This is a genomic window from Rhodococcus sp. NPDC059179 (assembly GCF_042754885.1).
Lineage (GTDB): Bacteria > Actinomycetota > Actinomycetes > Mycobacteriales > Mycobacteriaceae > Rhodococcus_G.
In genome coordinates, this window is the sequence record NZ_JBHZBV010000002.1 from 246,994 (window position 1) to 261,455 (window position 14,462).

The 14,462-nt window shown below is 69.5% G+C and carries 10 protein-coding genes; 7 read left to right on the forward strand and 3 right to left on the reverse strand.

The window, feature by feature from the left end:
- The first annotated feature begins 60 nt into the window (after positions 1-60).
- The 7 genes from narH to ACFXMV_RS06125 all read left to right on the forward strand — a co-directional run bounded on the left by narH (position 61) and on the right by ACFXMV_RS06125 (position 11,205).
- A complete protein-coding gene (gene narH / locus ACFXMV_RS06095) occupies positions 61-1,686 on the forward strand; it encodes a nitrate reductase subunit beta (protein ID WP_378502760.1) in 1,626 nt (541 codons plus the stop codon).
- A complete protein-coding gene (gene narJ, locus ACFXMV_RS06100) occupies positions 1,686-2,384 on the forward strand; it encodes a nitrate reductase molybdenum cofactor assembly chaperone (RefSeq protein WP_378502275.1) in 699 nt (232 codons plus the stop codon). The genes narH and narJ overlap by 1 nt, the downstream gene beginning before the upstream one ends.
- Complete coding sequence (gene narI, locus ACFXMV_RS06105; RefSeq protein ID WP_378502761.1) at positions 2,381-3,115, forward strand: respiratory nitrate reductase subunit gamma; 735 nt, start codon at positions 2,381-2,383, stop codon at positions 3,113-3,115. Before narJ ends, narI begins: the two co-directional genes overlap by 4 nt.
- Before the next feature lie 136 nt (positions 3,116-3,251).
- On the forward strand, positions 3,252-3,956 hold the full coding sequence (locus ACFXMV_RS06110) for an MspA family porin (RefSeq protein ID WP_378499818.1): 705 nt from the start codon (positions 3,252-3,254) through the stop codon (positions 3,954-3,956).
- Between the two features lie 130 nt (positions 3,957-4,086).
- A complete protein-coding gene (locus ACFXMV_RS06115; protein WP_378499817.1) occupies positions 4,087-5,631 on the forward strand; it encodes a TIGR02677 family protein in 1,545 nt (514 codons plus the stop codon).
- Entirely contained in the window at positions 5,628-7,019 is a 1,392-nt protein-coding gene (locus ACFXMV_RS06120; RefSeq protein WP_378499816.1) for a TIGR02678 family protein, read from the forward strand. The genes ACFXMV_RS06115 and ACFXMV_RS06120 overlap by 4 nt, the downstream gene beginning before the upstream one ends.
- 13 nt (positions 7,020-7,032) lie before the next feature.
- Positions 7,033-11,205 carry a TIGR02680 family protein gene (locus ACFXMV_RS06125; RefSeq protein WP_378499815.1) on the forward strand — a complete coding sequence of 1,391 codons (4,173 nt, stop codon included), beginning with the start codon at positions 7,033-7,035 and terminating at the stop codon, positions 11,203-11,205.
- Between the two features lie 6 nt (positions 11,206-11,211).
- Here the strand turns inward: ACFXMV_RS06125 and ACFXMV_RS06130 are convergent, their stop codons facing one another.
- The 3 genes from ACFXMV_RS06130 to mshC form a co-directional block, all read right to left on the reverse strand.
- Positions 11,212-12,357 (reverse strand): lipase family protein, encoded by a 1,146-nt coding sequence (locus ACFXMV_RS06130; RefSeq protein WP_378499814.1) that lies wholly within the window; start codon positions 12,355-12,357, stop codon positions 11,212-11,214.
- Positions 12,358-12,482: 125 nt separating this feature from the next.
- Entirely contained in the window at positions 12,483-13,073 is a 591-nt protein-coding gene (locus tag ACFXMV_RS06135) for a sugar O-acetyltransferase (protein WP_378502762.1), read from the reverse strand.
- A gap of 116 nt (positions 13,074-13,189) precedes the next feature.
- Positions 13,190-14,431 carry a cysteine--1-D-myo-inosityl 2-amino-2-deoxy-alpha-D-glucopyranoside ligase gene (mshC, locus tag ACFXMV_RS06140; RefSeq protein ID WP_378500738.1) on the reverse strand — a complete coding sequence of 414 codons (1,242 nt, stop codon included), beginning with the start codon at positions 14,429-14,431 and terminating at the stop codon, positions 13,190-13,192.
- Positions 14,432-14,462: the final 31 nt, after the last annotated feature.

Here is a 14,462-nt window from a genome sequence, read left to right on the forward strand (position 1 = left end):
GTTGCCGAATGCGACCCTGCCGAACGCGAACACGAACGAAGAGAGCCGACGATGAGAGTTATGGCACAGATGGCCATGGTGATGAACCTGGACAAGTGCATCGGCTGCCACACCTGCAGTGTCACCTGCAAGCAGGCGTGGACCAACCGCGGTGGCGTCGAGTACGCCTGGTTCAACAACGTGGAAACCCGTCCGGGACAGGGCTATCCGCGGCAGTACCAGGACCAGGAGAAGTGGAAGGGCGGCTGGACGCTCAACAAGCGCGGCAAGCTCACCCTCAAGACCGGTTCCCGGTTCAAGCGGCTGCTGAACATCTTCGCGAACCCCGACCTGCCGACGGTCTCGGACTACTACGAGCCGTGGACCTACGACTACGAGAACCTGTTGGCCTCGCCTGCCATGGACACGGTCCCGGTCGCGCGGCCCAAGTCGCTGCTGACCGGTGAGGACACGAAGGTCACCTGGGGCGCGAACTGGGACGACGACCTCGGTAGCGGACCGGAGCAGGTCGGCAAGGATCCGTTGCTGGCCAAGGTCTCCGACAAGATCAAGCTCGAGTTCGAGCAGACGTTCATGTTCTACCTGCCCCGCATCTGCGAGCACTGCCTCAACCCGGCCTGTGCGGCGTCCTGCCCGTCCGGCGCGATCTACAAGCGCTCCGAGGACGGCATCGTCCTGGTCGACCAGGACAAGTGCCGCGGCTGGCGGCAGTGCGTCACCGGCTGCCCGTACAAGAAGATCTACTTCAACCACAAGACCGGCAAGGCCGAGAAGTGCACGTTCTGCTATCCCCGGATCGAGGTCGGCATCCCGACCATCTGCTCGGAGACCTGTGTCGGCCGGCTGCGGTACATCGGCGTGATGCTCTACGACGCCGACGCGGTGCTGGAGGCGGCGTCGGTGACCGACGACAAGGACCTCTACCCGTCGCAGCTGGGCGTGTTCCTCAACCCGCATGATCCGCGGGTGGTCGCCGAGGCCGAGCGGGCGGGCATCTCCGCCGAGTTCATCGAGGCGGCGCAGAACTCGCCGGTCTACAAGTTGATCGTCGACTACCAGGTGGCGCTGCCGCTGCACCCGGAATACCGCACCATGCCGATGGTCTGGTACATCCCGCCGCTCTCGCCCATGGTCGACGCGCTGTCGGACACCGGTCACGACGGCGAGGAGGCCGACAACCTCTTCGGCGCCATCGACGCGCTCCGCATCCCCATCGACTACCTCGCCGAACTCTTCACCGCGGGCGAGGTCGGGCCGGTGCGCGCCTCCCTTCAGCGACTGGCCGCGATGCGCGCACACATGCGTCGGGTCAACCTCGGCGAGCCGACCCGGCCGGAGGTCGCGAAGGCGGTTCGGTTGACCGAGACCGAAATCGAGTCGATGTACCGGCTGCTCGCCATCGCGAAGTACGAGGACCGGTACGTGATCCCGAACGGGGCAGGCTCGGACGCGCACCGACTCGACGCGCTCGCCACCGGGTGCAGCCTGGAAGGCGACGGTGGACCCGGCATGACCGCGTTCGACGTGATGGCCGACAAGTTCCACCTCACCGAGCAGGCCGTCGACACCAATTCCAGTGCGGCACCGGAGAACAAGTCCGGCCGGATCAACCTGCTCAACTGGGACGGCAAGAGCACGGCGGGCCTGATCCCGACCGCGGCCGCCTCGAGCCGGGACGGCGCCTGATGGTCGCGCTCGGGTTGCGCCGCAAGGTGTCCAACAAGTTCAGACCGGGGGCTGAGGCCACCCTGTCCGAGCGGGACCAGCGGGTGGTGTGGCGGATCGCCGCGCTCCTGCTGGACTACCCGACCGAGCAGACCCTCGGCATGCTCGACGAGCTGCGCGCGGCGGCCGCAACGGTGCCGGGACCGGCCGGCTCGAACCTGGTGTCGTGCGTCGACTTCATGCAGCGCACACCCAGGATCGAGCTGTCCTCCCTGTTCGTGGAGACGTTCGACCTGCGGCGGCGCAGCAGCCTGCACCTGTCCTATTACGCCTACGGCGACACCCGTAATCGCGGAATGGCGTTGCTGCGCTTCAAGAACGCCTACCGCAACGGCGGTGTGACCCTGGGCGACCACGAACTTCCCGACTACCTGCCCGTCGTCCTCGAGTTCGCCGCGACCACCGATGCCGCGCGCGGCTGGCGGCTGCTCGTCGAGCATCGCGCCGTGGTGGAGGTGCTGCGCCTGTCCCTGCACGATGGCGACTCGCCGTTCGCCGCCGTCCTGGACGCGGTGTGCGCGACCCTGCCGGAGCTCGACACCGACGACCGGCAGAAGGTGGCGAAGATGGCGGCCGAGGGGCCGCCGGAGGAAGCGGTCGGCCTCGACACCTACGCGCTCGACCCCGCATTGCACCCCGAGATGGGAGAACGACGGTGACCACGCTGATGTGGCTGACCCTGCCCTATATCGCCCTCACGTCATTCGTGGTGGGTCATATCTGGCGCTACCGCAAGGACCAGTTCGGCTGGACCACCCGGTCGTCCCAGATGTACGAGAGCCGGCTGTTGCGGCTCGGCAGCCCGCTGTTCCACTTCGGAATCCTGGCGGTGCTCGCCGGGCACGTCGGCGGCGTGCTGATCCCGGCGAGCTGGACACGGGCGCTGGGCATCTCTGATCACGTTTACCACATCCTGGCCGTCGGCGTCGGCGTGCCCGCGGGTATCGCCACGGTCGTGGGACTGGCCATTCTCGTGTACCGGCGGATCACCGTTGCCAGCGTCAGGCAGGCGAGCACCACCAGCGACAAGCTCATGTACCTGCTGTTCATCGCCGTCATCGCGACCGGCATGTTCAACACCATGGGCGAGAACCTGATCCTCGGCACGTACGACTACCGCTCCACGGTGTCGCCGTGGTTCCGGAGCCTGTTCTCGCTGAGCCCGCAGCCGGAACTGATGGTCGGCGTTCCGCTCAGCTTCCAGTTGCACGGCCTGACGGTGCTGGCACTCCTGGCGATCTGGCCGTACACCCGCCTCGTCCACGTCTTCAGCGCGCCGATCGGCTACCTGGGCCGTCCCTATGTGGTCTACCGCAGCAAGGACGTCAAGCGCCCTGGTGGCAACAGGTACGACCGGGCCTGGGAGACCGCCAACCGCAACCGCGCATAACCATTCTCCGCCACGGCGCCGAAAGAGTCGCGGCAACCACCGCTATCAACTAGCGTTCGAGACGCATCGGGGACCTGTGTTGATTTGGGCCGATCGCGGCACGCGATCGGGAACTCGACCGAACGGATGTGGATTCATGGCAAGAATTCGTGGACCTCGGCGCCGCCGCGGAACTGGACAGCGGCGAGTGGCGGCCATCGCCACCGTCGCGGCCGTCGGAATGCTTCTTGGTAACGGCACGTCGGCTGCGGTGGTGAACAATGCGAACAGCCTCGTCGACTTCGAGGGCAATCGGATCGAGGTCTCGCAGGGCGATACCTTCATCAATGCGGTGCCGCCGCTGGACAGTTCGCCGCTCAGCCGGGAGTTCTTCCACAACGGCTACGCGCAGGTCAGCATCGACGGCCCGAGTGCGGCGGAGTTCACGGGCACCAAGCTGTCCTTCGGCTACCAGGTCGGCTACCCGGTCGCGCTCACCGGTGCGACGATCCAGCTGAACACCCCCGGCCTCGGCTTCGAGCTGGAGCACACCGACGGAATCATCGTCGGCGATGCGTTCGGGGATCCCGACTTCGAACTCGGCTTCGAGAACCGCGGCATGCTGGCGGGCGACATCATCCCGCAGCAGAACCTCATCTTCGACCTCGAGCCCGGTGGCATCACCGACGTTCCGCTGGTCAGTGAGAAGGAGTTCGACGGTCCGGGGGCGAGGATCCGGATGGCGGGCGTGCACGGCAGCGTCTCGGGCGCACTCGGGCAGGTGACGCTCCGGCCGTACGCCCGGGTGGAGACCTCCTCCGGTGACATCGCGATGACCTACGGCGCGCCGGTTCCGCTGTAGGCAGCCACCGCAACCCACTACAAAGCCGGAGACGCGTAATCGCGTCCCCGGCTTTGTTGTGGGCGCCGGGCGAAACGCCGACCCGTACGCCCGCTAGGTGCCGCCCGGCCGCTCCCCTACCCTGTTCACGATGAGTGATTCCGGAACGTCCAGCGCGGGCGCGCGCGACGCGTTCGCCCGCGATGACCGGCTGCGTCTGTTCGCCTTCACGAACGCGGAAAAGCGCGCCGACTACCTGCGGGTGCTGCGGGCCTTTGACCATGCCAGGGCGAACTACGTGGTGCTGCTGCACGCGGGCGAGATCGCGGAGATCCTGAGCCGGATCGCGGACGACGACCAGGCCACCGATTCCAATGGGCGGCTCGCCGCCGATTCCAATGGGCGGCTCGCCGCCGACGAGATCACGCCACTCCTCGAGCAGTTGCACGTGTGGGGTGTGCTCGAACGCAGCTACGACGGCACCCGGGCCGCCACCCTCGCGGAGTACCGCAACCGGCATTTCGTCTACCAGTTCAGCCAGGCGGGTTACCAGGCGTTCCGGGCGGTCGAGGACGTGCTCGGCGCCCGGCTGGAGGACGCTTCGCTCTCCCGCCTCGCTCTGCCGGACCTGCTGGCAGACATGCAGGAGCTGGCCTCGGCGAACCGGGCCGCGGACGGCGACCTGATCTACCGCAAGCTCAGTCGGCTCGACGCCACGCTGTCCGACATGGCGGCCAGGGCCGCACAGTTCTATCTCACGCTCGGCGACCTGGTCCGCACCACCGAGATCACCCCCGAAGCGTTCCTCGCGCACAAGGACGCCCTCCTGACCCACATGCGCGAGTTCAGCTCGGATCTCGCCCGATACGCCCCCAAGCTGGCGGAAGCGATCGAGGCCGTCGAGGAGACCGGCATCGACCAGCTGATCGCGCGGGCCGCGGCCAGCGACGAGCGGGTGTTCCTGACCCTGCGGGAGCGCGAGGACGACTGGCGGGCCCGGTGGTCGGGGCTCGGTCACTGGTTCGTCGCCGACGCGGGTGTCACCGAATCGGACCGGCTGCGGGAGGGCACCATGAGCGCCATCGCCGCGGTGCTCTCGCTCCTGCGTCGCGTCACCGAGACCCGCAGGGGCGGCGTGAGCCGGGAGAGCCAGCTACGGCACCTGGCCGGCTGGTTCGCCGCGACGCCAAGCGAGGATGCCGCGCACGCGCTGTACCAGGCCGTGTTCGACCTCGGCAGGCCGCGACACCTGTCGATGCTGCACCCCGACGCCGACATCATCCCTGAGTCGCGGTCCTGGTGGGAGGCTCCGCCGGTGGAGATCTCCCGCACCCTGGCCGAGACCGGCCGCACCCCGACCCCCGGCCTGCCTGCCCGGGTACAGCGCAACGACGCCGGGATCCGCCGGCTGCGCGAGGGGCAGCTCGCGGCGCAGCGCGCCCGCGCCACCGCGGCCAAGTCGCTGGCCACCGGCGGCGTCTACGACCGGGTTCTCGACGAGCAGGAGACCGAGGTGCTGCTGAGCCTGCTGGGCGCCGCGCTGACCGCCCGGGTGCCGGTGAGCGGCCGCGTCACCAGCTCAACCGGCGCGGAGAACGGGGTGCGGCTGACGCTGCGCCCGCACGACGAGTCGACCACGGTGCAGACCACCCGCGGCAGGCTGCACCTGGACCGGCTGCAGGTGAGCGTGCAGTGAGGGCTCGCGAGATCCCGCCGCTCGCCCTCGACTCCTACCAGCGCGCGGCCCGGATCGTCCTCTCGAACCACCTTGTCACACAGAGCTATCCGGACCGGATCGCGCTTCCGCTGCTGCGCCGATGGGCGACCGAACTGCGTGAGGACATGCTCGAACTGTTCGGGTACCGGCTCGAGGTCACCGAGACCACCGCGCGCCTGTTCACGGTGGCCGACCGGCTTGACCCGACGGCAGCGGCCAGGACCACCACCGACCGCACCTTCGACCGGCACCGCTACGCCTACCTCGCTCTGTGCCTCGCGGCGCTGGGTCGGGCCGGGAACCAGATCACCCTCTCGGAGCTGGCGGACCACGTCGCGGCCGACGCCGCCCAGGTCAACGGCGTCGAACTGTCCACCGAGCGAGCCGCCGACCGGGACGCGTTCGTCGACGCGGTCGGCTGGCTGGCGGCCAGGGGCGCCATCGCGCTGGCGGACGGCGATGCGGGCGGCTGGGCGGCCAACCCCAGTGCAGGCGAGGCGCTGTACGACATCGACCGGTCCGTCGTGGTCGCGCTGTTCCGGCCGCCGCGGGCGCTGCAGCACCTCACCTCGATCCGGGGTCTGCTGTCGGGCGCGGATCTCCCGGCCGCCGACGAGGATGGGCACACGCCCGACCGGACCACGGACCTGAGGGAGACGGCGAGGCGGGTGCGCAGGGCACTGGTGGAGCGCCCGGTCGTGTACGCGGGCGAACTCGACGACGACGAGCGCCTGCAGCTGGCGTTGCCACGGACGGCGGCGGACGTCGAGGCCCTGACCGGCCTGGTCGCCGAGCGCCGCGAAGAGGGCATCGCGCTGATCGACGCGTCCGGGCGGATGTCGGACCTGCGCTTTCCGCACACCGGCACCATTGCCCAGGTCGCGCTCCTGCTGGCAGGAGAGATCGCCGATCGCGTGCTCGACCCCGATGCGGACGGGCTCGCGCGGTTGCCCATCCCGGAGCCTCGCACGACCGCCCTGATCACGCAGCTCGACGACGCGATCCCGGCGGCGGGCATCTTCCACGGGCTCGCCGAACGCCCTGCCGAGGCCCCGGTTGCGGATGGCGCTGTGCCAGTTCTGCTTCCGCTGATCGAGGACGGTTGGATCCGAGACGCGGTCGACGACCTGGTGCGCCGGTTCGGCAGGACCTTCGCTGCGCAGTGGCAGGCCGATCGCGACGGATTGCGGCAGCAGGCCGTCGCGCTGCTGGACAAGCAACGGCTGGTGCTGTGCACCACCGGCGGCGTGCTGGTGCTGCCCGCGCTGGCGCGCTACCGCGGGGTCGTCGTGAACATCCGCGACCGCGCGAGCCAGCCGGAACTGTTCGCCGACGACCCCGACCCCAAACGACAAGTAGAGAAGTAGAGGCAGAATTCGCATGGCAAGCGCGCGCTTTCGCCCGACCCGGGCCGGGATCATCAACCTCTGGGACTACCGCGACCAGGAGTTCTCCTTCGCGGACGGCCGGCTCGTGCTGCGCGGGCCCAACGGTTCGGGCAAGACCAAGGCCCTCGAAGTGCTCTTCCCCTTCGTTCTCGACGGCCGCATCGAGCCGCGCAGGCTGAACCCGTTCGCGGGCGAAGAGCGCACCATGAAGTCGAACCTGCTCTACCGCGGCCAGGACAGCGCGCACTCCTACATCTGGATGGAGTTCGCCCGCGGATCGCAGTCGGACCCGGAGGCGGTCACCGTCGGCATCGGGATGCGCGCCACCCGGCAGAACGACAAGGTCACCCGGTGGCATTTCGTCGCGGAGGGGCGGGTGGGGATCGACTTCTCCCTACTCGGCGACGACGACCGCCCGCTGACCAAGCGGCAGCTCGCCGAGCAGCTCGGCTCCGACGCGATCACCGACCGGCCCACCGACTACCGGGCCGCGATCGACGCCCGCCTCTTCGGCCTCGGCGCCGAACGCTATGACCAGCTGATCAACCTGATCCTCACGCTGCGCAGGCCGCAGCTGGCGAAGAACCTCGACCCGAAGGGCCTGTCGCAGGCGCTCACCGACGGCCTGCGCCCCCTCGATCCGCAGCTGGTGCTCGAGGCGGCGCGCTCGTTCAGCGACATGGAAGAGGTCGGACGCGCACTCGAGGGCCTGGCCGCCGCGGACCAGGCCGCGCAGGGCTTCGTCGCGGTGTACACCAAGTACCTCCGCCAGCAGGCCCGTGCGGACATCGAGCAGGTCTCGCGGCGCCTCGAAGCCGTCGACCAAGCCGTCCTCACCCTGTCCGAGGCCTCCGGACTGCAAGAGCAGCGGCAGAAGGACCGGGTCTCGGCCCAGGCGCGGTACGAGTCCGCCGAACACGAGCTGGAGTTGGCCAAGGCCGAGAAGGAGGCGCTCGAGCAGTCCAACGCGTACACCGGCAAGCAGCAACTCGACGACCTCGCCGCGGTTGTAGCGGAACTGAAACAGTCCACGGACCAACAGTCCGACAAGGCGCAAAAGGCGCGGGCCAGCCTCGAGCAACGCGCCGACGACGCCGCGAAGTCCGCCGCCGCGGTCACCCGTGCGGTGGAGGCCCTCGCCCGGTCGGAGGACGAGCTGCAATCCGCCGCGGAGGATGCGGGAATCGTGTGGGCGCCGCTGCCCGCGGCGGCGCGGACCGATCAGATCACCGCGGCCGTGCGCGGCCACGCGGAGGAACGCGACGGCGACGTCCGGGCCGTGCGGGCCGCGGTGACCACGGTCGAGAAGGCGCAGACCGAGAGGGCACGGGCCGAGCGCGCCGCGGACCGCGGACGCGAACTGCTCGAGGCCTCGACGGTCGCGGTGTCCGAGTCGGAGGCAGCGGCCGCGGTGGCCCGCACCGAGTGTGCGGCCGCGGTCCGCTCGTGGTGGACCAGGAACTCCCGCACGTACGCGTCGATCGGTGTGCGAAGCGAACTGTTCATCAGCCTGAACGACGCGGTGTCCGAGATCGGCGACGACGACTCCCCCGGTTTCGCCGCGGTGCTCGGTGAGCACACCGAGGACGCGATCGAGACGGTCCGGTCCCGCCGCAGGCATTCCGAGATCGAGGCCGACAGCGCCGCGGCTGAGATCGCCGACCTGACCGCCGCCCGGTCCCGGATCTCTGCCGAACGTGACGACGCACCACCGGGATTCGCGGCCCGTACCGGATCCCGCGAAGGACTGATCGGGGCGCCGCTGTGGCGCCTGGTCCGCTTCGCCGACACCATCGACGGATCGGAAGCCGCCGGAGTGGAGGCTGCCCTGCAGGCCGCGAATCTCCTCGACGGCTGGGTGTACGGCGGGGACGGCGCACCGCCGGACTCGGAGTCCGAGCAGTACCTCACCGCCCTCGCCGCGGACCAGCGCCCGTCCGGCCCGACTCTCGCCGACGTGCTGCTGGTCGAACCCGACGCAGGCGTCCCAGCGGACCGGGTGGCGGCGCTGCTCGCCTCGATCGCGCTGCGACGCGGCTCCGACGGTCCAGGGACGGGTGTCGCGGTCGGAGCGGACGGCCAGTACCGGCAGGGCGTGCAGCAGGGCAGACACGTCAAGCCCGACGCGGAGTACATCGGCGCCACCGCCCGCGCGCGCCGCAGGCAGCAACGCCTCGCCGAGATCGATACCGCACTCGAGCGGGCCCGCGAGGCCGGGGACACCGCGCGCTCCGCACAGGAGGCGGCGACGGAGCTGCTCGCCTCGGTGACAGCGGCCGCAAAGTCCTTGCCGCGCACCACGGCTGTGCTGAGCGCGCTGCGCGCGGTCGCCGAGGCGGCCGGTGCCCTCCGGACCCGTTCCGAGGCGGCCACAGCCTCCCAGCGTGAGCTCGACCAGGCCATCGCGGACCTCGGTGCCAAGGAGAAGCAGCTGCGGGCCACCGCGGTCTCGCACCGCACCCCGAATCAGGCGCGGGACCTCGACTCGCTCGCGGCGGCGATCCGGCACTTCGAGAAGCAGGGCGAGCTGGTGCTGCGCTGCAGGCGCGATCGTGAGAAGGAGGTCGAGCACCAGCGCGAGGCCGACGACCGGCACACGGAGGCGCGGGACGTCGCCGAGGAGTTCGCCGAGGAGACCGCCGTCGCCCAGGAGAAGCTGGCGCAACAGGTCCAGCGCCTGGCCACCCTGCGCGACGCCCTCGGCGCCTCGGCGGAACAGATCGACGCCGACCTGGAGCTGGCGCGGGCACGGATCGAGGCGGCCACCGTCGAACAGCGCGCGGCACGCAAGGCGCACGAATCCGCTGTCGAGCAGATCGGCAAGGCCGAGGGCGCCTACAACACGGCGGTCGAGGCACTGCGCAGCGCCCTCACCGAGACTCGTTCGGACGCAAACCGTCTGGCGCCGTATGCCAGACGCGACCTCCTCGAGCTCCTCGGAGTCGCGGGCGGTCATTCGTGGCCTGCCAGCGACGCGGCCTGGCTCAGCACCGACCAACTGCTGTACCGGATCGAGGGCAACCCGACCGAGCCGGCACCGGTGGTGCCCCCGGAGGTAGGCGCGCTCTTGTCCGCGATGTCCACGGCGACGGAATCGGTGAAGGTCTCCGAGAACGCGGGCAAATCGACGCGAACCGCCCTGACCGCCGCCCTGCAGGACTTCGACGCCCAACTCGCTGCCGCAGGCCAGGACTACCGGCTGCAATGGGACGCCCCCGCTGGGGTGACCACGGTTCAGGTTCAAGACGACCAGGGCCACTCGTCGATCGGCGACTTCGCGGCCCGGATCAGCGCTGCCCGACAGGATCAGGAACTGCTGCTCACCGAGTCGGAACGACGGATCCTCGAAGATGCACTGCTGACCGGACTCGCCCAGCAGATCCACGAGCGCACCGTCGACGCCCGCGACCTGATCGCGCAGATGAGCGCCGAGATGCGCGAGCGCCGCATGTCCTCGGGCAGCACCATCGGGGTGCACTGGGTGCTGGCCGACAACCTCGACGACAGTTCACGGGCGATCTCGAAACTGCTCGACCGCGACGCCTCCGCTCTCGGTGCCGATGAACTCGCCACCATGCGTGCGCATTTCGCGGCGCAGATCCGGATGGCTCGGGCCGCGCACCCGGAGCGGTCGTACCCGGAGATCCTCGAGACCGCGCTGGACTACCGCCGATGGCGGGTCTTCTCCTTCACCCTGATCGGGGGCGACGGCAGCGAGGACCGGCTCACCGTGGCCAGGCACGGCGCCCTCTCGGGCGGCGAACAGTCCGTGTCGCTGCACCTTCCGCTGTTCGCGGCGGCCCACGTCATGCTGTCGTCCGCCGATCCGCACGCCCCACGCCTGCTCGGCCTCGATGAGGCGTTCGCAGGCGTCGACGACAACGGCCGCAGCGAATTGCTCGGCCTGAGTGTGCAATTCGACCTGGACCTGTTCATGACCGGCTACGACCTGTGGGTGACCTACGCCGGGGTGCCGGGATGTGCGCACTACGACCTGGCCCACTCGGCCGCGGCGCAGAGTGTGAGCGCCACCCTCCTGGTGTGGGCCAACGACGAACTGCTGGCCGAGCACGATGGCAGCGACCTGGCGACCGCGCTCGGTTCGCCGCTGCGCCGCAGGGTCCTCGCCTCGGCGGAGGGCGGCCTGGAGTTCGCGGAGGTGTGAGCCGGATCAGTTCCCGGCCGCCATCTGCTCCCGCACGAAGGCGGACGTGTCCGGGAACGATGCCGCCATCGTGCCGCTGTGGTCGCTCGGGTACTCCTTGTAGACGAAGTCGACGTTGTTCTGCCGCAACAGTTCCACGTGCTTGCGGACCGTCGGCGCCGCCACCAGCCTGTCCTGTTCGCCCTGTGCGATGAACATCGGCCGGTCGTAGCCCTGCGACGGCACGTCGGCCAGAGCGGTGTACACGTCCTTGACGTGCGGGTCGTCGATGGGGGTGGTGAACATGGTCCCGACCGGGATGGGGTTGATGCGGTCGTTCACGGCCTTCGCGCAGGACGCCTCGATATCGCTGAGGATCTGCTTGCCCACCGGCGTCAGGTACTTGTCGAGGTCCAGTTCCGGGCTCGCGGCCCGGAGCCCGGCCAGCTGCATCGCGATGAAGCTGGTGATCGGCGGGTAGACGGTCTGTGGGCCGATCGGGAGCACGTCCTGACTGCGGGTGGGTAGCCCGGTGGCCACCGCGCCGCGGTAGTCGAGCTCGGGCGCGTACTCGGTTGCGAGCGCCGCGGTGGCCATCGCCGAATGGGCGCCCTGGGACTGACCGACCACCATCCATGTCGTGGACAGCTCCGGAGCACCCGGCACCGCCCGCGCGGCCCGAACCGAGTCGACCACGTTGTAGCCGGCGGTCGGTCCGTCCAGGTACGGATGCACGCCGGCGGTTCCGAGACCGACGTAATCGGATGCTGCGACGGCATATCCCTGCTTCAGCCACCCCGCGAGGTAGTTCGCGTCCCGCTCGGTCCGCGGTACCGCAGAAGGCGCACAGTCGTCGGCGACGCCGACGGTGCCGTGTGCCCACGCCACCACCGGCCAACCGCCGTCGGGCGCGTCGCCCTCGGGCACGAACAGTGCACCGGTGCTCTCCGCTCCGACCCCACCCGGACCCTTGGTCTGGTAATCCATCCGGTACGCGACGGCGGCACCGGGAACGGACAACGCCTGGTCCAGCACAGCCGAGGAGCGGAGGGCGCCTGCCGCCGGAGCCGACTCGGCTGCGGCCTCGTCGGACTGTCCGCAGCCGGTGAGCGATCCCGCGAGCACGGCCACGACGCCTGCGCTCAGCGCCGCCGCCTTCATGTTGTTCATCATGCGCGCGAATGTAATGCGGGTCACATGCCGGTCAGGCGCGCTTCTCGCTCAGTGAGATGGATCACTCTCAGTGCGGGCATCCCGAACGAACCTCCCCAATGTCACAGTGATTCGGCTCAGGCGAATCAGTGTGACATTGGGGAGGACGGAAGAGAGGCCGGCAACTCTCGGATCACCCGACACGGATTGCCCGCCGCGAACACATGCGGCGGAACATCTTTGGTCACCACGGCGCCCGCGCCGATCACGGTGTTGTCCCCGATGGTGACGCCGGGACAGACGATGACTCCCCCGCCCAGCCACACGTTGTCGCCGATCACGATCGCGGCGGCGGATTCCCACCGCTGCCGTCGCGCCTCGTGGTCGGCCATCGGGTGCAGCGCGGTGAGCAGCTGCGCGCGGGGTCCGATCGACACGTCGTTCCCGATCGTGATCGGCGCGCAGTCCATCAGGATCGCGTCGTAGTTGAGGAAGCTGTTCGTACCGATCGTGATCAGCGATCCGTAGTCGCATTGGAATCGCGGCATGATCCAGGAGCCCTCGCCGATGGATCCGAGGAGCTGGTCCAGCAGGTCGCGACGCAGCTCGTCGTCATCGGCGCGCGTGGCGTTGAACCGGTCCAGCAGGCGCTGGCACGCCTTCCGCTCCGCGACCAGGTCCTCATCGTTGTCTCGGTAAAGCTCTCCGCGCAGCATCCGATCCCGCTGTTCCCCCATGAGGATCGACGGTACCCGGCGTTGTTGCACCACTCATCTCGAGACCTCCCCAATGTCACATTGATTCGGCTCAGGCGAATCAATGTGACATTGGGGAGAACGGAAGAGGGCGGCGCTCAGCGCAGCGAGACCCCGAGCAGGCCGTCGACGGCGTCCGCGAGCACCGCAGGCGCGGACGCATCCGAACCGCCGTGATCCACGGCCCGCCGGGCCCAGCCGTCGACGGCGTCGATCGCCTTCGGGGTGTCCAGGTCGTCGGCCAGGTGCTGACGCAGCCGGGCGATGGTGTCCTCCGCCGACTGCGCTGACTCCAGTGCCGCGGCGCGGCGCCACAGGGCCAGCCGCTGCTCGGCCTCCGCGAGCACCTCGCCCGTCCAGGCCCGGTCGGTGCGGTAGTGCCCCGACAGCAGCCCCAGCCGGATCGCCATCGGGTCGACGCCCTCGCCGCGCAGCTTGGACACGAACACGAGGTTGCCGCGGCTCTTCGACATCTTCTCGCCGTCGAGGCCGATCATCCCGGTGTGCACGTAGTGCCGCGCGAAACGCCGGTCCAGCACAAGCGATTCGGCGTGCGCGGCCGAGAACTCGTGATGCGGGAAGATCAGGTCGCTGCCGCCGCCCTGCACGTCGAACCCGGAGCCGATCCGGTTCAGCGCGATGGCGGAGCACTCGATGTGCCAGCCCGGCCTGCCAGGGCCGAACGGCGACGGCCAGGACGGCTCGCCCGGGCGCTCGGCGCGCCACACCAGTGCGTCGAGACGGTCCTGCTTGCCCGCCCGGTCGGGGTCTCCGCCTCGCTCGGCGAAGAAGCGCTCCATGGTGTCGCGGTCATATCCGGACTCGTAGCCGAACTGCTCGGTGGCGTTCGCGCGGAAGTAGACGTCCGGGTACTCCGCGTCGTCGACGACATAGGCGGCACCGGCGGCGAGCAGCTTCTCCACCATCTCCACGACCTCGTTCACGGATTCCACCGCGCCGATGTAATCGCGGGGCGGCAGCACCCGCAGCGCCTCCATGTCCTCGCGGAACAGCGCCGTCTCCCGCATGCCGAGCACGACCCAGTCCTCGCCGTCGCGGGCCGCGCGTTCGAAGAGCGGGTCGTCGACGTCGGTCACGTTCTGCACGTAGTGCACCTCGTGCCCGGCGTCGCGCCAGACCCGATTGACCAGATCGAAAGTCAGGTAGGTGGCGGCATGCCCGAGATGCGTCGCGTCGTAGGGCGTGATCCCGCACACGTACATGGTGGCGACCTCGCCCGGGGTCACGGGCCGGACCCGGCGGTCCGCGGTGTCGAAGAGCCGCAAAGGCGGCCCCTGACCGGGAACGGAGGGAACGGCGGTGTCGGACCAGGACTGCATGCAGACGAGCCTATCGGAGGGGCCCCGGGCG